A 24,579-nucleotide genomic window follows, 5' to 3' on the forward strand; every position below is an offset into this window, starting at 1 on the left:
AATCTGCCCGCTATTCGCCACACTCGTGATCGTCGCATCAGATCCCGGAATCCGGCTCATCTTCAACTTTAATCAAGTCCTCGCTAATTAATTGCCCCAGAAACGAAAACACTTGTCTTTCGCATTCGGCTTCATCAATATCATATTCAGCGGTCAAGGCGGCAATGATGGCCGAGCCTGTCATTGGCTTCTCGATCAAATCCCAGATCCTCCCGCCGACCTGTCCAAGATTATAATATTTGCCGGTTTTTACACTCATCATCACTTTCTCGCCGTCCATATTGCTGGCCAGGTTGCCTTCCACCTGGGAATAACGTTTATCCAAAGTCATAGCCGTTTGATTCATGGTTAGTTTGCTCCTTTATTTTATAATATTTATAATTTGAGAAACCAAATCTTGAGCGCTAAACCCCGCAGTTGCTGACGCAGGGCGGTGCAGCCTGAATATCCTGGCCTGTCTGATGATGCTTGACGAAACGGAAAAATGCCACGGGACCAACCCAAGCAGCGGAACAAGAAAATTCCGGTACGTATGCAGGCTCAGGACAGGAAACCGCTCCAGGTTCAATAAAGGATTGATTTCTGAATGTTCGCAGTCAGAAGGAAGAAGTTCAAACACGCCAGCAAGCTGAACGGCGTCGGCACAATATCTGCCCGATACCGGTATGGCAAATTTGGCCGCATCATAATGTAGAGGAACATATTTGTTTTTTTTCATGCCCAGATTCTCAATGCTGTTCTGCCATAGTTTTTGCTGGGGATAGGAAGGAATAACGGTTATAGTACCGGTCTCCTTCGAATAAGATACAGCGATCACATCGTCGCTGAGCAGCTCGTACCCCTCGTTTACAAACGCAGCCGCAAGCGTTGATTTGCCTGCACCTGATTCCCCTATAAACGCATAAGCTTTCCCTTCAATGACAACGGCACTGCCATGCAGAGGAAGAATATTGCGCTGCAGCAGCAGTGCCCCCATGCAGGTTCCAAGCAAGTACAGGCGGATCATGCTTTCGGCAGCACCTGCAAATGGTGAAATAATAATACGTTTGCCGTCTTGAACAGCAAATATGGCTGTGCGGGGCATGTTGAACAAGACCTGTTTGTGTCCTGCAGCATAATACGTTTGATGAGGACCAGCCTGCTCCCACTCCTTCGACAAATCCCCGCGTACAATCTTGACCTCCGGAGGTGCTTGTCCGCTTATCGATGGTAATTCCGGCAGTGGAATTTCACTGGTTATGTTCAAACCGAAAGCTTTATAAATGGTTCTTTTCTCTGTGGCAATCATCAGCTCACCCTTATCCTTATGGGCTAAGTTATTAAAATTCAAGAGATCGGTGCACCAAAAATAGAATCCGTACGCCGCTTGATAATGGCCAGAGGATCGGCAAGACAGGCTGCATGCAGTTGTTTTTGTACAACAGGAAGGGTCTGCAGAGGAGATTTCGTGGTGCAGTTCGCATATGAGAATGATGTCTGGCTCTTTCGTTTCTTGCCGCCCAGGTCATAGATGCATTTTGCTACTATATGTATCTATTATACACAATTAGATACATATTGTAACTAAATATTTTGTTTTCAGCCAGCAATCCACAAAAAAATGCCCCTATACCGAAATGGTATAGGGGCGCCTAGCGAATAGTTGCCAATTATGAGATCGGCGGTGCATCAGCAATGTCAAGATCACTTGGCGTTACGTAGTCAATGTACTTCGAGCCTTTACCTTCCAGCGTTCTGCTAACTTGCAGCGTCTCCAAAGTCGGTTGCTCCCAAACATTCTTCACTTGTTGTGTCATGGTCTCACCTCCTTTCAAGAATACAGGCCGTTCTTCGCCTGCCTGTTCCTGAAGCTTGACACTTTTGTCAACTCCCGCAACGGTTCACAGTTATATATAATCAGACCCGCTTCCCAATCATAGGGAAATAGCCCGCTACCTGCGGCAAGCCTGATTTGCTTTCAATGATCAGGATGATGTTGGCTGCTTCATTCGCCGCCAGCACCATAGAAAGGGCCGCAAAGGAAAATACAGAAGATGCAGCTGTCTAGGGAGCGGAAGTGTTTCCAGGTCCCGGTTGTTGGGATACATCAGGCTCACGATCAAATACCATTTTTGCGGCATGGACCGTAAAGAAAACAAATATTTCCGGTAATAAATATCCAGCTCCTTAGGAACCGGTGATAAAGTGATCATATCTTTCATAAATACAACGGCACTCTGTGCAAGGCGGCAGGAATGACGGCTTGCTATCCACTCTGCTTGAACAGGCGTGCGTAACAGCTCCGCAGCCAATAGGAGTGCTTGGCCGCCGATCGGCAGGGAATCATATCGTTCCAGTGTTTTAACCAAACGGTTCCAGTCCAGTTCTTTGCGGACCATACGATCGATATCCGCCAGCCAGCGCAGCCGGAACCAGGCATGACGCGCTCCATGCGAGACCAGGAAAAAAAACAAATCCTCCGTGCCGAGCGTACAAATCGAAGATTCCGAAAGCGAGCTTACGCATCTGCGCTCCCATAATTCATTAAAAGTCGGTTCCTTCCCTTTATCAGGGTTAAGCCGCCAATGCAATTCAACCTGAACCCGGCTTTCCGGATGTGTATAGGAAATATGATGGACCCTCCATTTCCAGTCGCTCAACACCCGTATCTCATCGCTATCCAGCTCAAAACCGCTTTGAATTAAGAGCTGCTCGGCTTTCTCCACATCCTCCAACGACACAAGAATATCCAGGTCCTTGCAAGTGCGCAGAGAGAGATCCCCATACAGGATTTCTGCTAATACGGGTCCTTTAAGCATAAGGGTACGGATATCCTGCTCATGAAAAAGGGTGCAGATTTTTTTCATTTCAGCGGTCAGTTGAAGCATCTTAAAGGTGTTTCGGGTGTATTCAAACTGTAGAGCATCCATTACCTCTGCAGGAATCAGATCGCTTTTCATTTTTTTGGCTTCCAGATAAACCGTTGGGTAGACCCGATGGTGGATGACCAATTGAATAAATTGCTTCCAATCCACAGGCTGTGACTGGCGGATCAGCCGCTCCTGCAGCTCTGCATCGGAACCCGCGCAAGCAAATGAAAGCATAAGCATGAACTCTTTGGAAAATTGATCAAGCTTGACGTTCTTATTCATCACAAATGCTCCTTTGAACTCCACAGGCAATCAGGTCAAATTTTATTGGCGAATTCCAACTTATTGTTGACAAGCTGAATAATCTGAGATGCCAATTGTTGAGCAGTGAACCCGGCTGTCGGTCTGCGAAGCTGAAAGATTTCGCAATGCCTGGCGATATTGGCCATACCAGCAAAATGCCATTGCTCCAGATGAAGAAGCGATACGAAATGATTTCGGTATGTATGTTGAAATAATAGGGGGAACCTGTTCAGCTTCGTAATCGGCTGAATATCCCATTGTTCACCTTCTGTCCTGACTAGCTCAATCACACCGCCCAGCACAACCGGCTTTGTGTGAAATTTTGCAGCGACCGGTACTGCGAATTTGCTTAATTCCTCATATAGAGGTACGAAAGAACCGGATTCCATGCCAAGCCCGTCTATGCTTTCCTGCCATAATTTCTGCTGTGGATATGCCGGAGCCACATATGGCACGCCAGCATCCGTGAAGGATAGGGCAATAACATCATCTGTTAGCAGCGAGTACCCCTTGCTAAGGAAAGCGGCAGCAAGCGTTGACTTGCCTGCACCCGATTCGCCCACAAATGCATAGGCTTTATCATCGATAACCACAGCACTTCCGTGGAGCGGCAGCATATGCCGCTGAAAGAGCAGCGCACCCATGCAGGAGCCGAGCAGATAAACACGAATCTTCTTTTCATCCGCACCGTCCATGGGGTGAATCGTAACCTTGCGACCTGCCTCAATGCTGAATACAGCTGTAGCGGGAATATAAAACAAGATCCGTCCTTCTTCGCAGACACAGAAATGACGATGAGCGTCCCGTTCTTCATTCCATACGAATGACAGATCCCCATAGACGAACTCGGCATCGTTGTCCTTCGTATCATGCATAGAACGGGTCAGCTCAGGCAATGGGATTTCACTGGTTAATCGCATTCCGAAGGCTGTATAATACGTCTTCGCGGCTGTAACCATGATTATCCCCCTTTAAAATTAGAATAAATGCTGATAAAAAATAGGGCCCTTAAATCAAGCTATTGAATAAGGGCCATGCACAAGACTTAGGACGGATCATAGATATCCAAGTCGGAAGGGGTAACAATATCAACTACTTTTGTGCCTTTACCTTCCATTGTCATGCTAACCTCAAGCACTTCAACAGTTGGTTGCTGCCACATTTTTTTAGTCGTGTTTTCCATTTTTTTCACCTCCCTTCCTGTCATCAAATTTCTACAACCGGTTAAGGAACCGGTGTATAATCACGCTTCGCATAAGAAGTCTTATTTCCGGATCAAATGCTTCATCGGGCCTTGGCGTATCCCCGACTTTGACAAGCGCCGAACGGATCGCATCGACATTCAAATACTCGGCTCCAATCGGGCTGCTGCACAGCTCCTGCACCTCATCCTTGAAAGGTTTCCATACCGGAAGCATGCGGTGGACCCAGTCTGCGCCTTGAACGCCGCGAATCCGCTGATTTAAACGGACTTTATCCGGCAGCAGACCCTTGGTGGCCCTGCGGATAAGTGCACGGTCCATGCCGTTTTTGACATATTGCTCGATGGGCACGGACAAGCAGAACCGGACTACTCTCGGGTCGCAGGTAGGATCCCGCTCCCATATGGAATAATTGAGCGACAGCCGCGTCCCCTTTGTCCCTCTCAGATTCGCAATCAGCAGGCTCTGCAGATGGCTTTCGCGCGCCTCTGTATAATCCCGTTTGAGAAATCCGCTGAGCGCCTCGTCATGTTCCGAGAGTCTTTCAATGACTTTCGTTTTGCGGGCAAACTCGGGACTGATCATCCGTGGAAGATCCGACTCGCCTGTCGCGAGCGACTGCTCAGCGAGGAATGGCATAGCCTGCTTTCCGATAACGCGCATCAGATAGGAACGGCCGATTCCCCGTCGTTGACTGAACATATGAAGCTCCCGGTAAAACTGCAGCCATTTCAGCTTTTTCAGCAGCATGGTGTAATAGTGAATGGCGGGGCCCCAGGAAATCGTCTGGTTGCCTCTGGCTCCAGTGAGCATCACACGGACACCCTGCTGAGCTGCCGTCTCGTAAATGCCCCTTATCCAGAAGGAGTTCTCAAAATACTTGTAGGGCATTTCCAGCAGATCAAGCCAAGGATCCACTTCCGAAATCGGACTTCGTCCAGGAAATTCAAGCAAATGACTATTGATATTGCCCACATGACGAACCGTTTCCTGAATATATTCCCGCTCATTGGCAAGTCTTCCCCGCGACGTCCAGTCCTGAAAATCCGAGACGGGCACATAGCTGTATGTTTGCAAAGTTTTATTTTCTTCCGCAAGCGACCCTGAAGCAAAGCTCGCGATCGTCCCCGAATCAAGTCCCCCGCTCAGCTTGGCTCCGACTTGTCCCATGGAGCGGACGCTTGAACGGATGGCGAGATCGAAGATGTCCCGGAAAGCTTCTTCATATTCCTCATCCGACTTCAAGATCAACTTTTCTTCAGGAATGACACTGCCATAACGGGACATGGTAACATTGCCATTCATTACGGTGATGGTATGCGCCGGTGGCAGCTGCCTGATTTGCTTATATACGGTAGAGAATGTGTCGGTGGATTCTACCATTACAGGGATCGCCAGAAATTCGGCCAGCCACATTTGATTCAATTCTTTGGCCGCACCCGGCAGCGCCTGCAAGGGTGCTATCGTGGTGCAGAAGGCAAACCGCTCATGATTCTGATCAAAGTATAGCGTACGGTTTCCAAACAGGTCCCTTGCTCCGAACAGGAGCTTCTTCTCCTCATCCCAGATCATGAAGGTGAAATCCCCAATCAGATAATTGGGTGCTTCCATTCCCCATTTGCGGTAGGCCAGCAAGATGAGGTCGCTGTCCGTTAACAGCTCCTTATGGGAAATGCCGACACGCAGCCTGCTTAACAGTTCATTGCGGTTGTCCAGAATAGCATCGGCCGTAATCGCAAGCTTGCTCTCCGGATCATAGAAAGGCAAACGTTCATGCACGGATTCCGGTGTCACCCACTGGGCCAGACAACCAAAGGCTGCGGTATCTCCCTGCCAAATGCGCTGATCATCAGCGGGATAACGTTCAAGCGATTCCATCATCGGATGGATCCCGTTCAGATCTCTATGATTATGATGGTGAGAAACAATACCTGCGATTGCGCTCATCTTTTCTTCCCGCCAATCAAATAGGTAGATGCCAAATGAGATAGCTGATTTCCAAAAGGAATCATGGCTTTAACCCGTTTTATTTTTTGCCTTGTAGCCTCAAGCTGAGACTGCAAGCGCCTTTGTTCCACATAGCTTTTTTCCAATCTTCTTTCCAGCGCCCGCAAAGTAATTTGCAGCTGCAACTGCTGGGCGTTCACACTCTGCTGCAGCTCGGGCAGGCTCATGTCATCCCTCGGGCTGCCCGGATTGGATTGGAGCTGATAATGCTCCTTCCATACGCAGCCAGAGGCGTCTGCCAGCTGCTTCGTCCGAAGCTCCAGCAATTCCCGGTCAGGCTCCATTTGAAATTGCACGCCGGTGATCCGCTGCGCCTCCTCCAGTTCCTCGCTGTAGCCAAGGTCATGGAAGAGCTTCGCACCCAGTACACGGGTGTACATTTCAATTTCTTCGCGATCAAGACTTTCCTTCCAGCTATGGAGGGAATCCAAATGCGGCTCCTTGTGATGGGCGACAAACGGATCGCCGACCCCCATACTGTAGTACAGATCCGATTTGGCTGAATCCTGGAATTCTCCGTATTTCTCCAGGCCTTCCTCGTAGCTTAACCCCAGGAAGCCGCAAAGCTTCTGTAATTCAAGCTCGGGATGCTTGACCATCTCCTCATAACGCAAATGATGCGCGTAGCTGCTTGGAGCAGAGAAGTAATCGAAGTAGCGGAACAACCCGATCGTAATATCCGCCATTTTAATATTAAACTTAGGGTTTCTCAGGTCTTCTTTCATTGCAAAGCGGTCATTGACATGTTTATTTACTTTCTTATAGGAAGCAATCACAGCGAGTGGGTTGCGGATCAACCATATTCGCTTGGATTCCGGAAACAGTGCATCAATAAATTCAAGATTGTAATAATATCTCGGCGATTTATCGATCAGCATATCCGCCCCGCTGCTTTGCAATAATCCGTTATAGACCTGAAGAGCAAAAGCTCTGCTTGCATTCTCGAACGTTTCATCCGGGAGAATCCCATTATAGAACTGCCGGACTATCCCTTGTCCACCATACGGACGCTGGGCAGCCAATGGCAAATCGCTTAATCCCATCAGAAACCACATCTCCTGGGTGGCAAAAACTCTACTATGGTTTTGCAGCATGACGGTTGCAAGTGAACTGCCGCTGCGGGGAGTACAAAGGAGAAATATAAGATTATTACCGCGATTGTCGATCAAATGGATCCCCCCAAAAACAACTAATGCTACTCTTTGTTTCAATTATACACTAAATGATACATTTTGTAACTATAAGAACGAAAAAATACATTATTTAACTAAACTTTATATTAAAATACGTGTTCAAAAAGTCTGCTTTTCGAAGGCCGAGAAGGTTGGAAGAAGCGAGGGAATGAGGAGCGCAGCGTAGGCTAAACCTACGTGAGCACCTAAAGGTTTTCATAAGAAAACCAGCTTCGGAAGCATGCACTTAGTCCCGGCTGAATCCAAGATTCTTGTGTGAGTTACTTCCTGATTACCTTCGTCATCAAAAGGGGACTTTTTGAACATCCTCTAAAAAGAGAGTTGCGGCGTTTGTTCTTTTACACCATTATTCATATTAGGCCGGCCAACCGAATAATAAATCAGTTCCGTATTCGCCAATTCTTCTTCACTATACATATTGCGTCCATCAATCAGGTTCGGTCTTCTCAGCCATGCCTGAATCATTGCCGGAGATACAGCGCGGAACTCCGACCACTCCGTCAGAACACATAAGGCATCGGCATTCTGCGCCGCTTCTTGCGCGGAAGAGCAGTACTCCACCTTGGAATGATCGAGTAGCTTTCTGAAATTAGGCGTCGCTATCGGATCATAGGCTTTGACGCTGGCGCCGCAGTGCAGTAGAGAGGCAATGATTTCAAATGCGGGCGAATCCCGTACATCATCCGTTTCAGGTTTGAAGGCAAGCCCCCATACGGCAATGCTCTTCCCGCTCAGATCATCCAGAATGGTTTCGAGTTTGCGGATCACATTATAACGCTGGTCGCGGTTCACCTCGACAACCGATTTCAATAATTTGAATTCGTAATCGACATGTCCGGCAATCTGAATTAAAGCCTGTGTATCTTTGGGAAAACATGATCCTCCATATCCAATACCCGCTTTGAGAAACGATGAGCCAATCCGTTTGTCATAGCCCATCCCTTCGGCAACCATGGTGACATCCGCCCCGACTTTTTCGCAGATATTGGCAATCTCGTTAATGAACGATATTTTGGTAGCCAAAAACGCGTTGGACGCATATTTAATCATTTCCGCGCTTCTGACATCCGTAAACAGGATTTGGTCGGTAAGCGGCCGATGCAGCTCTTCAATCCGTTGACGGGCTGCTTCGCTTTCCGTGCCCACAACAATACGGTCCGGATTCATCGTATCGCGTACAGCCGATCCTTCTCTAAGGAATTCCGGCACGGAAGCAACCGCGACAGGATGGACGGATAATTGCTTGAATTGATTTTCTATTTTTTCATTCGTGCCCACCGGCACGGTGCTTTTGGTCATAATGATCTTGGGGCCTTTTATCGATAATGCGATTTCCTGGGCTGCCCCTAAAATATAGGTAAGATCCGCTTCGCCATTGGCAAGCGAGGGCGTGCCGACAGCGAGAATGATGATATCAGCATGCTGGACGGCCTCAGACAGATCCGTCGTAAAACTCAGCCTTCCCGCTTCGGTATTTTTCTGGATTAACTCCTTTAGTCCCGGCTCATAAATCGGAACCTCGCCTTGCTGCAGCAGCTCAATTTTTTCGCTTAATTTATCCACGCAGACAACCTCGTTGCCTAAATCCGAGAAACACACGCCCGATACAAGACCCACATACCCGGTACCAATTACAGTCAGCTTCATCTTCAACACTCTCCTATTTGGATGATCTCTTTTTACCTTATGATTTGACCGATAAATTCACATATATCCCGCTCGGCATCCTGCCCGAATTTCTTATCTGACCGCTCTCCGGGCCGCAGCCCCATTGAAGCCAGTACAGGCTCTATCCTACTCGCTTGTTTCAGCCATTCCCAACTCATGAGGCCGTATGGATGCCGGTTATTCAAGGCGTCAATCGTAGAGACGTCTTCCGTAAAAGAGGACCGGTCCAGAAGAATAAGCGGTTTATTCAACTTCACCGCTTCGCTGACTGTCCCCCAGCCGGGCTTGGTCATCACAATATCGGAGGCGGCAACATAATTCTGGGATTCCGTGTCGTCTCCGGGAATCCGGAATACATTCGCCCGTTCAACCTTCATATTCCCGGAAACGATAAATAAGCAGCTCTCATCGTCCCATAGGGGCAGCTCGGCGAGGTCGTCAACACCGACGCTCATTCCTAAAGCAAAGAATACAACAAGCCTGCTGCCGTCCGGGTTCAACTGGACGCGGAGCTTTGAGACTTCCCGCTCTTCGGGTTTACGGCAGAAGAAATCCGCACGCAAGCGGCCCAGCCTGCCCCAGTCCGGCTCATTCCCCGCGCCCGGGAGCGCCACAAAATAATCCATGACGGAATAAGCATCATAAAGCGGAGCCAGAAGCCGTTCATTCAACATCTGTTTGTAAGCTGTAAACCAAGTAAAATTAGACACGCCGACACTTCGTATGTTTACTAGATTTGCAGCCAACAAAGGGATTGGAGAAATATCCGAAATGACCAGATCCGCCTTATTCTGCAGCAGAAACATTTTTTCTTTGACCGCTTCCTTTGGAAGTTCTGCTATATATTCGCCATAACGACTATGGAGCAGCTCAAGATCCGGTTCAATGGAATTGGCCTTCAGGCAATAGCCCAGATCACTGGCCGTATGATGATATTCGATATCGGATTCCCCGCAATCCTTCAAAGATTCGCGAAGGAACCCAAGCGAGCGGGAGGCGCAAATGATCAGCTTCAGCCTCTTTCGCTCTCTCATTACCAGCATGCGGATAATCGCAATGCTTCTTGCCGCATGCCCGTATCCGTAATCAGAGACATAGTAGCAAATCGTGATCATAGAAACCAAAAACCTTCCCTACAGCTTGATACAATGCTCCGTCACTTCATCCCAAGTCGTGTAAATCTCGACCACTTGATTGGTAGCCGCTTCAACACCGGTTTGCACCACGATAATTTCCAGCTCGGAAACGGCTCGGACGCTATGGAGTGTCTTCATCGGAATATGCAGCACATTGCCCGCATTAACCTGCATGAAATTGCCGTTCTGGACAAACTCCCCCTCGCCTTTGACAATCGTCCAGACTTCCTCCCTGTTGGAATGAAGCTGATAGCTCAGATTCTTACCTGACTTTATGCAGACCCGTTTGGTTAACACACAGCGTCCATCCTCATAGCTCTGGTCATCCAGAATACGGTGCCAGCCCCATTGCCTTTCCTCATACATAGGACCTTGATCATAGTTGATAAAATCCTTGATCCGGGGGCTTGCGCTCTTATCCGTGACGAGAATGCCGTCCGGACTAACGGCGACAACCACATTGGACAGGCCGAGTATGGATACCGGAATATCCAGCTCATTAATCAGATGCGTATTCACACAATCCTCGCTGATTGTACCCCAGCCGATCTGCTTATTTTTCATTTCTTCCGTCAGCGTATTCCAGGTGCCGAGATCCTTCCAATAGCCTTCATAAGGAAGAACCACGATATTGGCCGCTTTCTCCACCACTTCATAATCGAAGCTGATTTGGGGCAGAGACCGGTACTGCTTGGCCAGCTCCTCATATTGAATGGAGAGGCCCTTCTGCTCAAGCAGCTGGATGACATAACCCAGTTTAAAAGCAAACACGCCGCAATTCCACAGCGCTTGCTCTTTAATCAGATCCTCCGCCTGCTGCTCTGTCGGTTTCTCGCGGAAACGGCTTACCTTCTGATATACCGAAAGGCTGGAATCCTCTACTTCCGGTATAATATAGCCGTATTTGGAAGATGGATAGGTTGGCCGGACCCCGATCAAGGCGAGATCGGCTCCAGAAGAATGCAGCACATCCTCCAATTGCTTCACGGATTCAAAAAAATGATTCTCCACATAGGGATCGACAGGCAGGATCGCTACGACTTCATCCAGATTCACGCCTTTAAATGAATACAGAAAGGTGGCCGCCAAAGCAATGGCCGCAAATGTATCCCTGCGTTCAGGCTCAATAATCAGAGGCACATCAGTCCCGATCTGACTATGCATCATTTCAATTTGCGATTTGCTTGTGGCGATGTAACTGGAGTCGCCAAGATTGTTGGACTGAATTTGTCCCCACACACGCTGGACCATGGAGACCATATGATCCTCATCGTTCTCCAGCACCTTGAGAAATTGCTTCGATCTCGCATCATTGGATAAGGGCCATAGACGTTTTCCGGAACCTCCGGACAACAGGACAAGTTTCATCTCGTCACTCCCTTTCTCCTCTATTTCTCATGCTATTTGCTTCTGCGGCTCTTTCTTAGAGTCAGCTGCTTTTCGATTCTTTCTTGTCTTTACCACCGTCAAGCTCTTCACAACCAGCCGTTTAATCCATTTGCTGCGGTTCATGCTGACCAGAATCGTTTGTAAACCCAGGTTATAAAGAGTTCTCTTCTCCTCCAGGCTTTTCTTGTTGATCTTCATCGCACTGATGGAATCGCCCTGATACAAGGCAATGAGAGACAGTCGCCACAATATTTTGGACAATCGTCCGCTTCTTTCCCTAAAAAAAGAACCATACATGCCATAGCTATCGATTAAATCAGGCTTGTGTTTCATTCGTAATTCCACACATTGTTTTCCCATCTCGCCAAAATACTTCTGCATGAGGGTTTTATCAATCGATGCGCTCACGCCGTCGGGCAACGTGTATCTTCTGTAAAGCACCTCAGGCACTACATGGAATTGGGTAATCAGACTCATCCTCAGCCATAGATCATAGTCTTGAGTGAATTTAAAAAAATCACGATAGCCGCCGCTTTGCTCGTAAACACTCCTGCGGTACATCACCTCGCCATGGGTGAAAATATTGCCCTGCAGCAGCTGGTGCGTAATCCCGATCGAGTCATTAATGGCTGGTTTACCAATAAAAGATACATTGGTCACCGTGTTGACATTTTCCACATAACACCCTACAACGCCAACTTGAGGTTGAGTCAGCAGAACATGGAGCTGGCTTTCTATTCTTGTTTCATAAGAGATATCCCCGGAGCCATGAACGGCAATAATTTCCCCGGAGCTTTGGGCGACAGCCTCAATAATCGACTTTACGAATCCGCGGTTGGAGTGTGAAATGATTTTCAGCCTTGGATCCTTCAACGTATGCATAACCGCAAGGGTGTCATCCGTTGAGCCGTCATCCACAGCAATGACTTCAATATTCGTATAGGACTGTCCAAGCAGGCTTTTGATCGATTCAATAACATGCTCGGCGCGGTTATAATAGACAGTTACGATTGAAACTAGCATGGGTCACCCCTGAACTGATTTGACTTTCTTAAATCGTTTCAAAACGGCTTGAACATCCGTTAACTTTAAAGCAAATATCGAGCGGATCGTGATGCCTTCTTTTCTGGTATAGACCCATAAAAAAAGAATCCCGGCTAGCGTATACGAAATGCTTGAGGATATCGCCGCTCCTTCCGCCCCGTACAACCGGATCATAAAGAAATTCATTCCAATGTTCACAAACAGGGGAGCAATAGAAACCCATAACGCATATAACGGGTATCCTCTACCCGCCAGGTCAGCATGAAGAATCTTCACGATAACCATAACGAGAACGCCCGGCAGCAGATAACGGATTACAGAGATAGAGGAAGTAAACTCCGCTCCGTACAGGACATTGACGATAAACGGACATAGAATCCAGAACGCAATGCCGCCGAGTATCAATAATGGCGCGAGATAACGCATAAGTACAACCGACCGGTTGACGGCTTCCGCTTCGGTTTTGCTGTTGGCGCTTCGGGAGAAGATCACCATTCCGATTGCCGCGGGCAGCTGCCAGATCAGTTCCGCCAAATTAGTCCCGACCGAATAAATGCCGACTTCGAAGGGAGTGGACATTGCGCTCAAGAATACAACATCCACCCTGTAGTTCAGCTGCAGCATGAACAGTGCAATGGCAAAACTGAACCCTTTTTTGATCAGCTGCATCGGAATTTGCGGCACATAACGGATACGGATACTGAAATCGCGATTGGACCACATGGAATACAGCAGCGTGAAAGCAGCCATAAACAACTGCGTCAGAGCAGCGCCGATGACACCCATATCAAATATCCAGACCAGTAAAATAACGGCGAGCAGATTAGCCGAAACCCTCACGATCTCAGACATGTTGATGTTGCCGATCCGCTCTTTCCCTTGCATGATGCCTTTAAAATACTGCACAGCCAAGTTGACAGGAATCGAAGCCAAAACGATGACGAAGATCGTCCAGCCGTATTGATCGCCAAATTGCAAATAATAGAAGATCCCGACTACGATCGTACTCAGTACGGAAGTGATCAGCCAAATGAACGTTACGGATGCCACGATATCATTCGCCGGAAACAGCTTCTTGCCCAAAAAATAAGCTGTTGCCTGTCTGATTCCCAGATCGGCAAGTGTAATCACAATGGTAGAGGTGACAAAGACAGCTGTTACAATCCCTCTTCCCTCAGGTCCAAGGAGCCTTGCCATAACGACAGATACGATAAAGCCGCCAAACAAAATCAGTATCCGTGTTGCGATTGTAGTCCATAGCTGATGAGCCAGACGTGATTTAGAGTTTGTCATAGTCAGCCATGCCTAATTGATTTTAACAATGCTGGCGCCCAGAGCCTGGAAAATTTCCGTGAAATTCCCATAACCCCTTTCCAGTTGATACAGATTTGTGATCCGGCTGGTCCCGGTGGCGCCCAAAGCCGCAACAGCTACTGCAGCTCCTCCTCTAATATCCGTTGCCATTACATCCGTTCCTCTTAACTCCCCGGTTCCAACGATTCTGGCAATCTGTCCCTGCGCTCCGTTCACACACTGAAAGCCGCCGTCCGATACCTCAATGGTTGCTCCAAGCTTGTTTAGTTCCTCGCAATAAGCGAAACGTCCATCCAATATCGTTTCCGTAAGCGTGGAGGTCCCCTGCGCCTTGCACATCAATGTTGTATGAAGCGGTTGAATATCTGTGTGGAAACCGGGATATGCCCGGGTTGTAACATCTACAGCTTTTAGCGGTTTCCTCCATTCGACATGGATCCCGTTATCAACCTCTTCAATGCTAAGCCCGGCTTCACGCCAAGTCTTCACTTCTTCCTCAAGCACCTTCGTTGTTGCATTCCGGATTGTAGCCTGGCCTTTCGTTACTCCTACTGCAGCGATTATGGTAGCGGCTATGATCCGGTCGCTCATTACGGTATAATCCGTTCCTTTAAGCTTTTCCACACCCCGGACCCGCAATGTTTTTGGCTCTACCCATTCGATATCTGCTCCCATCGACTGAAGCAGCTGAATCACATCGATGATCTCCGGATTTTTAGCCGCGTTTTTCAGAGTAACGACGGAACCCGATCTCACAGCGGCGAATAATACGTTCAGTGTCCCGCCGAAAGTGGGATAATGAAATTCAAACTCAACCTCTTTCTTCGGCTGGCTTTCCTTCAAATGCAGTCCCATTTCGCTTTCTTCCATTGCAAAGCCCAGCTCCTGAAGAGCAAATACATGAAGATCATGTTTGCGGCTGCCTATATTGCATCCGCCTGGCAGAGGCAAAAACATATTGGCTCTCCAGTTGGCGGACAATCCGAGAAGCAGCAAGGAATGGCGAATTTTACCTGCCAATTCACCGTCCAAAGTTCCCCCTGACCACTGCCTGCCGGAACAGATCAATTTGTCCCCTTCCACCTTCACAGTCGCTCCCGCCTGGTTCAGCAGCTTGGTCAGCTGCTTAACATCATTCAATTCAAGCGGCACATTATGCAGCACGACCTCTTCTTCCGACAAACATGCAGCGACTATAGCCGGCAGCGCGGAGTTTTTAGCACCTGGCAAGGAAACCTCGCCATGCAGCGGAATGCCGCCCTCAATTTGCAAATACGGCTCATAAATCAGATTTGTTTTGTTTTTTAACGCTAGTACCATCGTAATCTCTCCCTCCAAGATTTTGCTTTTCTATATGAATAAAACTTCGGGCTCCAATTCAATGCCAAACTGTTTGGCAACGGTATTCTGCATGATTTCCATCAGCTTCTTCACATCGTCTGCGGTCGCCTCGCCTTTATTAATAATCCAGTTCGCATGGACGCTGCTGATCTCGGCTCCGCCGATCCGGTAACCCTTCAGCCCCGTTTCTTCGATTAGCCTGCCTGGATGAGGGCCTTCTGGCGGGCTTTTAAAGGTGCTTCCCACCGTGGCAACATTTATCGGAAATTTGCCTTTGCGAATATCTGCGGCAGCCTTTGTATTTCGCATGACTTCCTCTGTGTCTCCCAGGGTACTGGCGTCGAATGCGGCACTCAGGATGATATGATGCCGGCCAAGAAAATAACTGGACCTGAAACGAAGCTCCAGTTCCTCCTTGCTTTTCGTTTGCACCTTGCCATCTGAATCCAGGTAAGTTACCGACTGCAGAATGGATGAAGTTTCCTTGTTCAAGCAGCCTGCATTCATGACGACCGCTCCGCCTACCGTTCCGGGTATGCCTGCCATAAATTCAAAACCTGCTCTGCCCTCTTTGGCCATGTGGAAAGCAATTCTCGGTACTGGAACGCCTGCTTCAGCTTGAAGGACGTTATTCTCGATTTGGAATTTCCGCATCCCTTTGCCTACGTGAAGTACGACCCCTCTAAACCCTGAATCATCGACAAGGATATTGGATCCATTCCCGATAACCAGAAGTGGGATCTCCTTCTCCGAGCAAATGTCTGAAACGCTTTTTATTTCTTCAATGGTTGAAGGAACAATGTAATAATCACAAGGCCCGCCTACTCCCATTGTCGTAACGGTTTTCAACAAAAACCCTTCGGTAACCGCGGCGCTGACATCATTAAACAATCGAATCACCTCCAGGAATGAAATGAATTTACATGGAAAGCAGCAAATTTCTGTATTTCTCAAGCGAAAGCTCTCTGCGCAAATGTTCCTCCAGATAGGAACGTCCCCGCATACCTGATGCCGCAAGCTCCTGTCTGTCCATTTCGTACAACTGACGCAGGTTATGGATGGCTTCCTCATAATCCTGCGGCTCGGATACAACGCCGCAGCGGCTTTCCTCGATCAGACGATGAGCTTCGCTGCCTCGCTCCAGGACGCCGAAGACGGGCTTGCCAGCCGCCATGACCCCATAGATTTTGCTGGGGACCGATACGCCTTTAATCCCTTTTTGGTTAACCACCATATGAACGTCGGCGGCATTAAGCGAGTATTTGATATTCTCAATGGGCTGATAAGGCAGAAAATAAACCTGCTGCAGTTGATTCTCATCCACGAACTGCTGCATTTGCTTCTTAACGGCGCCTTCACCGATAAACACAAAGACAAGATCCTTCTTATCCTTGAATTCCTTGGTGATCTTGATCACATTCTCCAGATCATAGTACAGCCCTAAATTTCCGGAGTACATGACGATGAACTTATCCTGCCAGCCATTGCTTTCAATAAACTCGGCCACTTTGGGATGCTGCTTGGACAGCGGGATAATATCCTGCTCGTTCGTCCAGTTGTTAATGACGGTATTCTTCGTAACCTTCCGGTCGGCGAAACGTCTGAGCAAGGTCTCCTGCATATCCTGTCCGACGGTTATGATGTGATCGGCATATTTGCAGTTCAGGGTATCTACCCAGCGGGCTGCGCGGAAGAGCTGCTTGTTCTTCGAGAATCCGACCGCTTCGGCCTGCTCCGGATTGAAATCCTGAATATTGTAAATATGTTTGGCCCGTTTGGTCAGCTTCCCCAATGTCCCGATTAATCCACCCAATATAGGCGGCTGCGAAATCGTATAAATAAAATCAAGGTTTTTCTGCCGCTGCACCAGAATATTGGCATAAAAAAAGTAGGTAGCAATAAATCGCAGCCTACTTAATTTGTTCTGTTTATCCACCTTTGGAAGCTTGATCCGGATAATTCGGATATTCTCCAGGTTGTCATAGGTGATACGCTTGCTTTCCTCGTTCGCCTCGCCGGCATAACCGGGCTGGGCTGCGATTACCGTGATATTGAAGTCATCCTGGATATGGAGGCAAAGCTCCGTCAGCAGTTGGCCGGTAGAAGCGTAGTCGGGATAGAAATAATTGATGACAAATACGATATTCCGCTTCATACCATAACCTCATTTCGCACTCTGTCTTTCAAATATTTGGCTGGGTAGCCCACATGAATTTCATTGGCCGGAATATCCTTCATGACTGTACTCCTCGCTCCGGCAACGCCCAATTCATGAACGGTCACTCCCGGGCAAACAAATACATCGCTGGCAATCCAGGCCCCATCCTTGACCACAATCGGCTTGACGATCAGACCGAAAGCAGGATCGTTCAGCTTATGGCTCCCGGTGCATAAATAAGAATGCTGGGAAATGACACAATTGCTGCCGATGCTGATTTGATCCAGACTGTAGAACTCCACATCATCGCCAATCCAGGAATCATGGCCGATCTTCACCTTCCAGGGGTAGGTAAACTTGGCAGAGGGCCTGACGCGCACCCCTTGCCCGATATCCGCTCCAAACATCCGCAGCAGCCGGTTCCGGAAGCCGTACATATTATGGAGAGAGAAACGGAATACCGTACCCTGAACAAACCACCAGAGAATAACAACCAACCCGCTGCGGCCTCTGGAATACCACGACTGATCGTATTGGGTTAAATCGACCTTCATTGTATCAGACCTCATCCATGATCATTTCCAAGCGGTTGATGTAATCCGCTTCCTTGAAATTCATCAATGTCGTTTTTCTGTTCTCCCGGGCAAAAGCAACTAATTTGCTCCGGTCCGCCAGCAGCTCCCGGACGGCCAGGACAATATCCTCTGGTTGCTGCTTTCTGATCAAATAACCATTATTTAAAGTTACAATATCCGGGATTCCCGCATGATTTGTAGAAATAACGGTCAATCCGTTCCCCATCGCTTCAATAATGGAGATCGGCTGGCCTTCATTCGGGTAATAGGTCGGCAGCGCGAATATATCGCATTGCGCCAGCAGATTTTTCTTCTCCTGTCCCATTACAACCCCATGATATCGAACGATATTTTCCAATTCATGAACTTTCACATATTCAAAGAACTCCTGCTTATCCTCTTCCTTGAAAAAATTGCCGGCAAAATGAAAAAGAACCGGTTCTTTTTTTAACCGGTTAGCTGCCTCCAGCAATTCGAAATAGCCTTTGCTCTTGATAAAATTGCTTAGATACAAGACTTCAAGGCGCTCTTTGCCTTGGCCCAGTTTATCCAGTTTATCCTGAAACTCCGCTTCGCTAAGAAGGGAACCATCTTCGATGCAGTTTTCACATATTTTGATTTTCTCGGGACTCACAATATCCGTGAACAAATCCTTCAAGCTCTCGCTGAGCACAATCATCGTGTCCACACGGGAAATCAGCCGTTTGTTCATAACCCGCTGAATGGGATTGAACGCTTTATAGAGCTGTTTGTAATAACCGCCATGATAATGGATCACTACTTTTTTCTTCTTGCCGAGCAGCCGCCACAAGATGAACATATCCCGCAAATTTCCCATTTTCGTCTGGGAGATCGTGAAATAATAAATATCCGCGCTGCTGCTGCCCACCTGGCTTAAATGATTGGCTATCTTCTTATTATCCTTGATATCCACAAAAGACAATGCAAACTTCTCATTGAAGCGCCGCGAATTCAGCATGATTTGCAGCGCTTTGGATAATCCGTGGACGGGCGGAGGAAATTGACCAACCAGACAGATTTTTCTCATCCATTTTCACCTGATCCTGTAAGTTCATAATGTCGGTATTCCGGAGTTAGTTTGATATTTTCACTTTCTCGTTCCGGTACCATTCGACGAATTTCCCGATGCCCGTCTCGAATTTGGTTTGCGGGTTATAGCCCAGCAATTCTTTGGCTTTGGTTATATTGGCATAGGTCTTCTCCACATCGCCAGGCTGCATCGGAAGCCGCTTGAGATTGGCTTGGCTTCCAAGCTCGTTCTCGATCGTCTTGACCATTTCCGCAAGCGATATTGTTTGCGATTCTCCAAGATTGACGATTTCGTAAACATCCTCATGGTTCTCCAGATATTTTAACGATTTATATACCCCGTCGATGATATCGTCAATATACGTATAATCCCGTCTGGTTGAACCATCGCCGTAGAAAGGAAGCTCCTTGCCCCGGGATATTAAATCCGTGAATTTATGAATCGCCAGATCCGGACGCTGCCGCGGCCCATATACGGTAAAGAAACGGAGCATAATCACATCCATATCATAAAGATGATGATAGACATGCCCCAATACTTCACAGGATTTCTTCGTAGCCGCATAAGGAGATATCGAGAAGTCCACAACGTCCGTTTCGGAGAAAGGAGTCGTTTCGTTGTTCCCATAGACGGAGGAGGAAGAGGCGCAAACAAACTTGCTCACCTTATATTTGCGGCTGGTCTCCAATAGATTAATCGTCCCGCGGACGTTGACCTCTTCATACAGCAGCGGATTGACGATCGATGGCCTGACACCCGCCATAGCGGCCAAATGAATAACGGCGTCAATCGAATGGTTGCTGTAGATGCTCTCCAGAAAACCCAGATCCCGGATATCGCCCTCCATCAACACGTAGTTCGCATTGTCAAGGTGGCCGCCGATATTCTCTCGCTTTATTTCGGGATCATAAAAATCGTTAAAGTTATCAATATTGATCACTTTATAATCATGATCCAGCAGGTAATCACACAGGTGGGAACCGATAAATCCTGCTCCCCCTGTTACAAGTATGGTCTTCATCATCAGCGCCCTCCTTCCTTACATTCGAATCGCAAATTTATAAAAGACGGAATTAATCAGCAGATCCCTGCTGTATTTGGAATATAACAAACAAGCTGAAGCCTTCGTAAGCTTATCCAGCTTGCTCCCCGCTTGCCGTACATCCGTAAATTTATGATGCGACTGCGTAAACTTTTCATTTTTTAATTGAAGCTGGTTTTTGGACAAATAGTCCTCCAATGACTCGAGACTGAACGAATCCGTCCCGCTTTTCTCTCTTTCATCATGAAGCTTACGAATATATTTGGCTATCAAATATTGTTTGAAGCCTCGGGATGATGAAATACTGCTGTCCCGCAGTCTATATCGGACCAGCTTCTGTTCTGTCAGCAGAATATGATAGTTCTGGCTGATCATTCTCAGCAGAAAATCATAATCCTGGCTGCATTCAAACTCCCGATAACCGCCCAGTTTGTCAAAAACCTCACGGCGCATCAGCCACGACGGATGAATCAGGAAATTGGTATACATCAAGCCTTTCTTAACTTTGTCAGGACGCTTGCTGCCGATTTTCTGTTCGCCTGTTAAAACGCCATCGGAATCGATGTATTTACAGTTGCTCGATACCAGATGAATATTCGGATTTTGTTCCAGAAGCTGAACCTGCAGCTCAATCCGCTCGGGCTCGCAAATATCATCTGCATCCATACGGGCGATATAATCTCCGCGGGCGACCGCGAATGCTTTGTTTAAACTTAGAGCAAGCCCAATATTCCGCTCATTCACCAATACTTTCACCTGTTCATAACGGGCTTCATATTGGCGGAGAAGGGCAATGACTCCCTGTTCATCCGGCTTATCGACAACAATGATGACTTCCATGTTGCTGTAAGTCTGGGTCATAATAGAATCAAGCGCCTCTTTGACCCAGACTAGTTCTTCATTATATGTCGTCATAATGACGGAAACCAAATTACCCATGTGTCACCTGCTTAGCCATAATTACTAATGATCCTTCCCTGGAATCGTAAGCGGAACTCCGATTGGGAATCTGTTGTGCATGCGCGACTTTCGAAGCTCGAAGCTTATAGATCTGTAATTTCGATATGAAAGGACTCTGCAGCAGCGCGAGCCAGAAAAATAACTGTATGAAGGCCAGTGAATCAAATTGCAGCAAGGCAACTAACAGCAAAATGAGAATCATTTTCGAGAAATTCCTACCTTTGAAGGAAAGTATGAAAGCCGCTGTAAACAGAAATAACGCTATGCCCATTACACCAAATTCAGATAACAACCTCGTATACATATTGTACTGCGGCAGACTTAAATGGTTGGTGGCATTATACAGCTCGCCGTCTTTTTTGAAGTCCCTTGCCGGAATCTTGTCCAGGTGGTTCATGTAGCCGTAATAATAATTGCCAAGTCCATACCCAAGCCAAGGTTTGTCTCCGAACGAGTATATCCCCAGTTTGGAATACGTGATCCGGATACTGAAGGAATCATCCTTTGAAATCTTCGACGGGTCTTCGTACAGATGCAATATCCGGTAATAATGCGAAGATTCCAGATTAAATACATTTTGCACAAGCACGGTCTGAAGCAGCAGGAAAAGTACTCCCGCCGAAACCGCAAATTTCAAAATCACCTTCATGAAATCCTTGGACTTTGACGTTGCAAACACATACACCAGATACAGAATGGTCAAATCCACGAAATACCGGATCGAGAGCGAAAAAATGGAAATCGGGATAAACAGAAAAACAATCCATTTATCATAACGCGAAAGATTATTCGTATGCCTCAGGATCAGATAGGCAGGGATAAGCAGCAAATTGGTGTGCAGCCCGATATACGATGGCTCGGAGAAGCTGAAATGAAGCCGATGCGCCTGGATGTAGGCCGTTCGTTCAACAAACAAGCCAATCAGTCCTCTGAGCGCCCCGCTGGGCAGCACATAAATAAAGAGCAGCTGCAGAACCCCGATAACCAATGCAAGACCATAACCTCGAATAATCCATTTAAACAGCTTGATATAAGCGCCATCCTCTGAATTTCGCTGGACATAGACTTTGAAGCTCAAATAGATAACAAGCCCGGCCAATAAAGAGGATAAAGCATCATTCATGCCTACAAACGAGTAATGAAACTCAATATTTCTGAAGCATGTAACAACAATGGAACAGATAACAATAATTAATACGCAAAGCTCGGTTTTTTTGTATGACAGCTTCAGGATGTGAGGAAAATTAAAAGCAAAAAAAAGAGCGATAAAAACCAAGGAAATTGGTTTATAAGCCGCTCCGAACATGATGGGAAAATTATCTAGCGGAAATAGGAAAGCTGCGATATAAATTAAAAAATTCATACGGATTCTCCTACCTGAGAGCACCTATGACCTCATTAACTCATAATAACGCGTCTCTGATTTTACTCGTTTCATATCCTCATCCACCATCATATGAACCAATTGTTTGAAATCCACCTCAAGTTTCCATCCCAGCTGTTCCTTTGCTTTCGTACAATCGCCCAGAAGAAGATCAACCTCGGCCGGCCGGACAAATTCCGGATCCAATACAATATATTCTTTGTAATTAAGGCCGACATAAGAGAACGCCGTTTCCAGAAGTTCCGCAACCGAATGCATTTCACCCGTAGAGATGACATAATCATCGGGTTCATTCTGCTGCAGCATAAGCCACATCGCTTTGACGTAGTCACCGGCAAAACCCCAGTCGCGCAAGGAATCCAAATTTCCCATTCTCAGCTCCGACTGCAATCCCAGTTTAATCCGGGCCACCCCGTCCGTAACCTTCCTGGTCACAAACTCAAGTCCCCGACGCGGCGATTCATGGTTGAACAGAATCCCCGAGCACGCGAACATATTGAAGCTTTCGCGGTAGTTGACCGTTATCCAATGGCCATAGAGCTTTGCTACACCGTATGGACTGCGCGGATAGAATGGCGTCGACTCTTTCTGGGGAGTTTCGACAACTTTACCGAACATCTCACTGCTGGAAGCCTGATAAAATTTAGCCAATGGCTTCATGATCCGAACAGCTTCCAGCATATTGGTGACAGCCAGAGCCGTCATTTGCCCCGTAGCAATAGGCTGCGGCCACGAAGCGGCAACAAACGATTGGGCGGCCAGGTTATAAACCTCATCCGGATCCGAGATCCGCACAGCCTCGATAAGCGAAGCCAGATCACCCAAATCGCCGGATATCCATTGAATTTGATCCTTGATATGCTCGACATTTTCGTAATTCGGTGTGCTGGTCCGTCTGCGCAATCCGTATACCTTATATCCTTTTGACAGAAGCAATTCAGCCAAGTAAGAACCGTCCTGCCCCGTAACACCCGTTATTAATGCTCTTTTCATATGATTCCTCCGTCAGAATAAAATGTAATTTAGTAGGCTGCAAGCTGTTCCTCATTAAAAGCTGCGTACACGGAACGAATACCTTCTTCCAGCGGAATTTGAGCTGTCCAGCCGAGCGCATGTATTTTCGTGACATCTACCAGTTTCCGCGGCGTTCCATCCGGAATGGAAGAGTTGAATGTAAGCTCGCCTTCGTAACCGACAATCGATTTGATCATCTCTGCTAATGAATGTATGGCGATATCATCGCCAACGCCGATATTAATAATTTCATTGTCTTCGTAATGCTTCATCAGGAATAAACAAGCTTCAGCTAGATCATCCGAATGCAGAAATTCGCGCTTGGGCTTACCTGTCCCCCATATTTCGACAGAAGCTTCGCCCTTCATCTTGGCCTCATGGAACTTTCGGATCAAAGCCGGAAGTACATGAGAAGACTTCAAATCAAAATTATCGTTGGGGCCGTACATATTCGTCGGCATCGCGGAGATAAAGCGGGTGCCGTACTGCCGGTTATAAGACTGGCACATGTTGATTCCAGCGATTTTGGCAATGGCATAGGGCTCGTTCGTCGGCTCTAATTCACCTGTGAGCAAATATTCTTCTTTGAGGGGTTGAGGCGCAAATTTAGGATAAATGCATGTTGATCCGAGGAATAAGAGCTTTTTCACATGAAACTGATATGCCGCATCAATGACATTCGTTTGAATAAACAGGTTGTCACGAATGAAATCTGCCGGGTAGTCATTATTAGCAGCGATTCCACCGACCTTAGCAGCCGCCAGAAACACATATTCGATTTGTTCTTCCTTGAAGAATTGCAGAACAGCATGACGGTCTCTTAAATCAAGCTCTTTACTTGTTCGCATAACCAAATTCGTATACCCTTTTTCTTCAAGCTTGCGCACAATTGCGGACCCAACCAGACCTTTATGGCCCGCAACATATATTTTAGCGTTTAAATCCATTA

The 24,579-nt window shown here is 47.4% G+C and carries 23 protein-coding genes; all 23 read right to left on the bottom strand.

Annotated features, from left to right (window positions below; genetic code table 11):
• Positions 1–37 precede the first annotated feature (37 nt).
• The 23 genes from IEY46_RS18570 to IEY46_RS18680 all read right to left on the bottom strand — a co-directional run bounded on the left by IEY46_RS18570 (position 38) and on the right by IEY46_RS18680 (position 24,577).
• Positions 38–346, bottom strand: coding sequence for a lasso peptide biosynthesis PqqD family chaperone (locus tag IEY46_RS18570; RefSeq protein WP_188993459.1), 309 nt, complete (start codon positions 344–346; stop codon positions 38–40).
• Positions 347–361: 15 nt separating this feature from the next.
• Positions 362–1,330 (bottom strand): phosphoenolpyruvate carboxykinase (ATP), encoded by a 969-nt coding sequence (locus IEY46_RS18575; protein ID WP_229750357.1) that lies wholly within the window; start codon positions 1,328–1,330, stop codon positions 362–364.
• Positions 1,331–1,649: 319 nt separating this feature from the next.
• Positions 1,650–1,796, bottom strand: coding sequence for a paeninodin family lasso peptide (locus tag IEY46_RS18580; protein WP_188993461.1), 147 nt, complete (start codon positions 1,794–1,796; stop codon positions 1,650–1,652).
• A 168-nt stretch (positions 1,797–1,964) separates the two neighbouring features.
• Positions 1,965–3,131 (bottom strand): nucleotidyltransferase domain-containing protein, encoded by a 1,167-nt coding sequence (locus IEY46_RS18585; protein WP_188993463.1) that lies wholly within the window; start codon positions 3,129–3,131, stop codon positions 1,965–1,967.
• A gap of 35 nt (positions 3,132–3,166) precedes the next feature.
• On the bottom strand, positions 3,167–4,111 hold the full coding sequence (locus IEY46_RS18590; protein ID WP_188993465.1) for a phosphoenolpyruvate carboxykinase (ATP): 945 nt from the start codon (positions 4,109–4,111) through the stop codon (positions 3,167–3,169).
• Between the two features lie 86 nt (positions 4,112–4,197).
• On the bottom strand, positions 4,198–4,335 hold the full coding sequence (locus IEY46_RS18595) for a paeninodin family lasso peptide (protein ID WP_188993467.1): 138 nt from the start codon (positions 4,333–4,335) through the stop codon (positions 4,198–4,200).
• A 31-nt stretch (positions 4,336–4,366) separates the two neighbouring features.
• Positions 4,367–6,301 (bottom strand): asparagine synthase-related protein, encoded by a 1,935-nt coding sequence (locus IEY46_RS18600; protein WP_188993469.1) that lies wholly within the window; start codon positions 6,299–6,301, stop codon positions 4,367–4,369.
• On the bottom strand, positions 6,298–7,530 hold the full coding sequence (locus tag IEY46_RS18605; RefSeq protein ID WP_188993471.1) for a sulfotransferase family protein: 1,233 nt from the start codon (positions 7,528–7,530) through the stop codon (positions 6,298–6,300). Before IEY46_RS18605 ends, IEY46_RS18600 begins: the two co-directional genes overlap by 4 nt.
• Before the next feature lie 333 nt (positions 7,531–7,863).
• The gene (locus IEY46_RS18610; RefSeq protein WP_188993473.1) at positions 7,864–9,201 is read right to left on the bottom strand and encodes a UDP-glucose dehydrogenase family protein; all 1,338 of its coding nucleotides are present in this window, start codon (positions 9,199–9,201) and stop codon (positions 7,864–7,866) included.
• 32 nt (positions 9,202–9,233) lie between these two features.
• Entirely contained in the window at positions 9,234–10,337 is a 1,104-nt protein-coding gene (locus tag IEY46_RS18615; protein WP_229750358.1) for a hypothetical protein, read from the bottom strand.
• A gap of 18 nt (positions 10,338–10,355) precedes the next feature.
• Positions 10,356–11,726 carry a sugar phosphate nucleotidyltransferase gene (locus IEY46_RS18620; protein WP_188993477.1) on the bottom strand — a complete coding sequence of 457 codons (1,371 nt, stop codon included), beginning with the start codon at positions 11,724–11,726 and terminating at the stop codon, positions 10,356–10,358.
• A gap of 27 nt (positions 11,727–11,753) precedes the next feature.
• On the bottom strand, positions 11,754–12,770 hold the full coding sequence (locus IEY46_RS18625) for a glycosyltransferase (RefSeq protein ID WP_188993479.1): 1,017 nt from the start codon (positions 12,768–12,770) through the stop codon (positions 11,754–11,756).
• Between the two features lie 3 nt (positions 12,771–12,773).
• Positions 12,774–14,084 (bottom strand): flippase, encoded by a 1,311-nt coding sequence (locus IEY46_RS18630; RefSeq protein ID WP_188993481.1) that lies wholly within the window; start codon positions 14,082–14,084, stop codon positions 12,774–12,776.
• A gap of 12 nt (positions 14,085–14,096) precedes the next feature.
• Positions 14,097–15,425 carry a UDP-N-acetylglucosamine 1-carboxyvinyltransferase gene (locus tag IEY46_RS18635; RefSeq protein ID WP_188993482.1) on the bottom strand — a complete coding sequence of 443 codons (1,329 nt, stop codon included), beginning with the start codon at positions 15,423–15,425 and terminating at the stop codon, positions 14,097–14,099.
• A gap of 30 nt (positions 15,426–15,455) precedes the next feature.
• On the bottom strand, positions 15,456–16,337 hold the full coding sequence (gene murB, locus IEY46_RS18640) for a UDP-N-acetylmuramate dehydrogenase (RefSeq protein ID WP_373288826.1): 882 nt from the start codon (positions 16,335–16,337) through the stop codon (positions 15,456–15,458).
• 28 nt (positions 16,338–16,365) lie between these two features.
• Positions 16,366–17,601 carry a glycosyltransferase family 4 protein gene (locus tag IEY46_RS18645; RefSeq protein WP_188993487.1) on the bottom strand — a complete coding sequence of 412 codons (1,236 nt, stop codon included), beginning with the start codon at positions 17,599–17,601 and terminating at the stop codon, positions 16,366–16,368.
• Entirely contained in the window at positions 17,598–18,158 is a 561-nt protein-coding gene (locus tag IEY46_RS18650) for a putative colanic acid biosynthesis acetyltransferase (RefSeq protein WP_188994012.1), read from the bottom strand. The genes IEY46_RS18645 and IEY46_RS18650 overlap by 4 nt, the downstream gene beginning before the upstream one ends.
• A 4-nt stretch (positions 18,159–18,162) precedes the next feature.
• A complete protein-coding gene (locus IEY46_RS18655) occupies positions 18,163–19,227 on the bottom strand; it encodes a glycosyltransferase family 4 protein (protein WP_188993489.1) in 1,065 nt (354 codons plus the stop codon).
• Between the two features lie 46 nt (positions 19,228–19,273).
• On the bottom strand, positions 19,274–20,254 hold the full coding sequence (locus IEY46_RS18660; RefSeq protein WP_229750359.1) for a GDP-mannose 4,6-dehydratase: 981 nt from the start codon (positions 20,252–20,254) through the stop codon (positions 19,274–19,276).
• A 15-nt stretch (positions 20,255–20,269) separates the two neighbouring features.
• Entirely contained in the window at positions 20,270–21,211 is a 942-nt protein-coding gene (locus tag IEY46_RS18665) for a glycosyltransferase family 2 protein (RefSeq protein WP_188993490.1), read from the bottom strand.
• Complete coding sequence (locus IEY46_RS18670; protein WP_229750360.1) at positions 21,204–22,595, bottom strand: O-antigen ligase family protein; 1,392 nt, start codon at positions 22,593–22,595, stop codon at positions 21,204–21,206. Before IEY46_RS18670 ends, IEY46_RS18665 begins: the two co-directional genes overlap by 8 nt.
• 24 nt (positions 22,596–22,619) lie before the next feature.
• The gene (gene gmd / locus IEY46_RS18675; protein ID WP_188993494.1) at positions 22,620–23,609 is read right to left on the bottom strand and encodes a GDP-mannose 4,6-dehydratase; all 990 of its coding nucleotides are present in this window, start codon (positions 23,607–23,609) and stop codon (positions 22,620–22,622) included.
• A 29-nt stretch (positions 23,610–23,638) separates the two neighbouring features.
• Positions 23,639–24,577 (bottom strand): GDP-L-fucose synthase family protein, encoded by a 939-nt coding sequence (locus IEY46_RS18680; protein ID WP_188993496.1) that lies wholly within the window; start codon positions 24,575–24,577, stop codon positions 23,639–23,641.
• Positions 24,578–24,579 lie beyond the last annotated feature (2 nt).

The sequence above is a fragment of the Paenibacillus nasutitermitis genome, assembly GCF_014641075.1.
Lineage (GTDB): Bacteria > Bacillota > Bacilli > Paenibacillales > Paenibacillaceae > Paenibacillus_Z > Paenibacillus_Z nasutitermitis.

What these genes read in the sequence shown, in the direction of transcription:
- IEY46_RS18610 (WP_188993473.1), bottom strand. Translation starts at nt 9,201, where the DNA reads ATGAAGCTGACTGTAATTGGTACCGGGTATGTGGGTCTTGTATCGGGC.
- IEY46_RS18625 (WP_188993479.1), bottom strand. Translation starts at nt 12,770, where the DNA reads ATGCTAGTTTCAATCGTAACTGTCTATTATAACCGCGCCGAGCATGTT.
- IEY46_RS18630 (WP_188993481.1), bottom strand. Translation starts at nt 14,084, where the DNA reads ATGACAAACTCTAAATCACGTCTGGCTCATCAGCTATGGACTACAATC.
- IEY46_RS18585 (WP_188993463.1), bottom strand. Translation starts at nt 3,131, where the DNA reads ATGAATAAGAACGTCAAGCTTGATCAATTTTCCAAAGAGTTCATGCTT.
- IEY46_RS18645 (WP_188993487.1), bottom strand. Translation starts at nt 17,601, where the DNA reads ATGAAGCGGAATATCGTATTTGTCATCAATTATTTCTATCCCGACTAC.
- IEY46_RS18650 (WP_188994012.1), bottom strand. Translation starts at nt 18,158, where the DNA reads ATGAAGGTCGATTTAACCCAATACGATCAGTCGTGGTATTCCAGAGGC.
- IEY46_RS18620 (WP_188993477.1), bottom strand. Translation starts at nt 11,726, where the DNA reads ATGAAACTTGTCCTGTTGTCCGGAGGTTCCGGAAAACGTCTATGGCCC.
- IEY46_RS18590 (WP_188993465.1), bottom strand. Translation starts at nt 4,111, where the DNA reads ATGGTTACAGCCGCGAAGACGTATTATACAGCCTTCGGAATGCGATTA.
- IEY46_RS18570 (WP_188993459.1), bottom strand. Translation starts at nt 346, where the DNA reads ATGAATCAAACGGCTATGACTTTGGATAAACGTTATTCCCAGGTGGAA.
- gmd (WP_188993494.1), bottom strand. Translation starts at nt 23,609, where the DNA reads ATGAAAAGAGCATTAATAACGGGTGTTACGGGGCAGGACGGTTCTTAC.
- IEY46_RS18615 (WP_229750358.1), bottom strand. Translation starts at nt 10,337, where the DNA reads ATGATCACGATTTGCTACTATGTCTCTGATTACGGATACGGGCATGCG.
- IEY46_RS18595 (WP_188993467.1), bottom strand. Translation starts at nt 4,335, where the DNA reads ATGGAAAACACGACTAAAAAAATGTGGCAGCAACCAACTGTTGAAGTG.
- IEY46_RS18635 (WP_188993482.1), bottom strand. Translation starts at nt 15,425, where the DNA reads ATGGTACTAGCGTTAAAAAACAAAACAAATCTGATTTATGAGCCGTAT.
- IEY46_RS18600 (WP_188993469.1), bottom strand. Translation starts at nt 6,301, where the DNA reads ATGAGCGCAATCGCAGGTATTGTTTCTCACCATCATAATCATAGAGAT.
- IEY46_RS18680 (WP_188993496.1), bottom strand. Translation starts at nt 24,577, where the DNA reads ATGGATTTAAACGCTAAAATATATGTTGCGGGCCATAAAGGTCTGGTT.
- IEY46_RS18665 (WP_188993490.1), bottom strand. Translation starts at nt 21,211, where the DNA reads ATGGGTAATTTGGTTTCCGTCATTATGACGACATATAATGAAGAACTA.
- IEY46_RS18655 (WP_188993489.1), bottom strand. Translation starts at nt 19,227, where the DNA reads ATGAGAAAAATCTGTCTGGTTGGTCAATTTCCTCCGCCCGTCCACGGA.
- IEY46_RS18670 (WP_229750360.1), bottom strand. Translation starts at nt 22,595, where the DNA reads ATGAATTTTTTAATTTATATCGCAGCTTTCCTATTTCCGCTAGATAAT.
- IEY46_RS18660 (WP_229750359.1), bottom strand. Translation starts at nt 20,254, where the DNA reads ATGATGAAGACCATACTTGTAACAGGGGGAGCAGGATTTATCGGTTCC.
- IEY46_RS18580 (WP_188993461.1), bottom strand. Translation starts at nt 1,796, where the DNA reads ATGACACAACAAGTGAAGAATGTTTGGGAGCAACCGACTTTGGAGACG.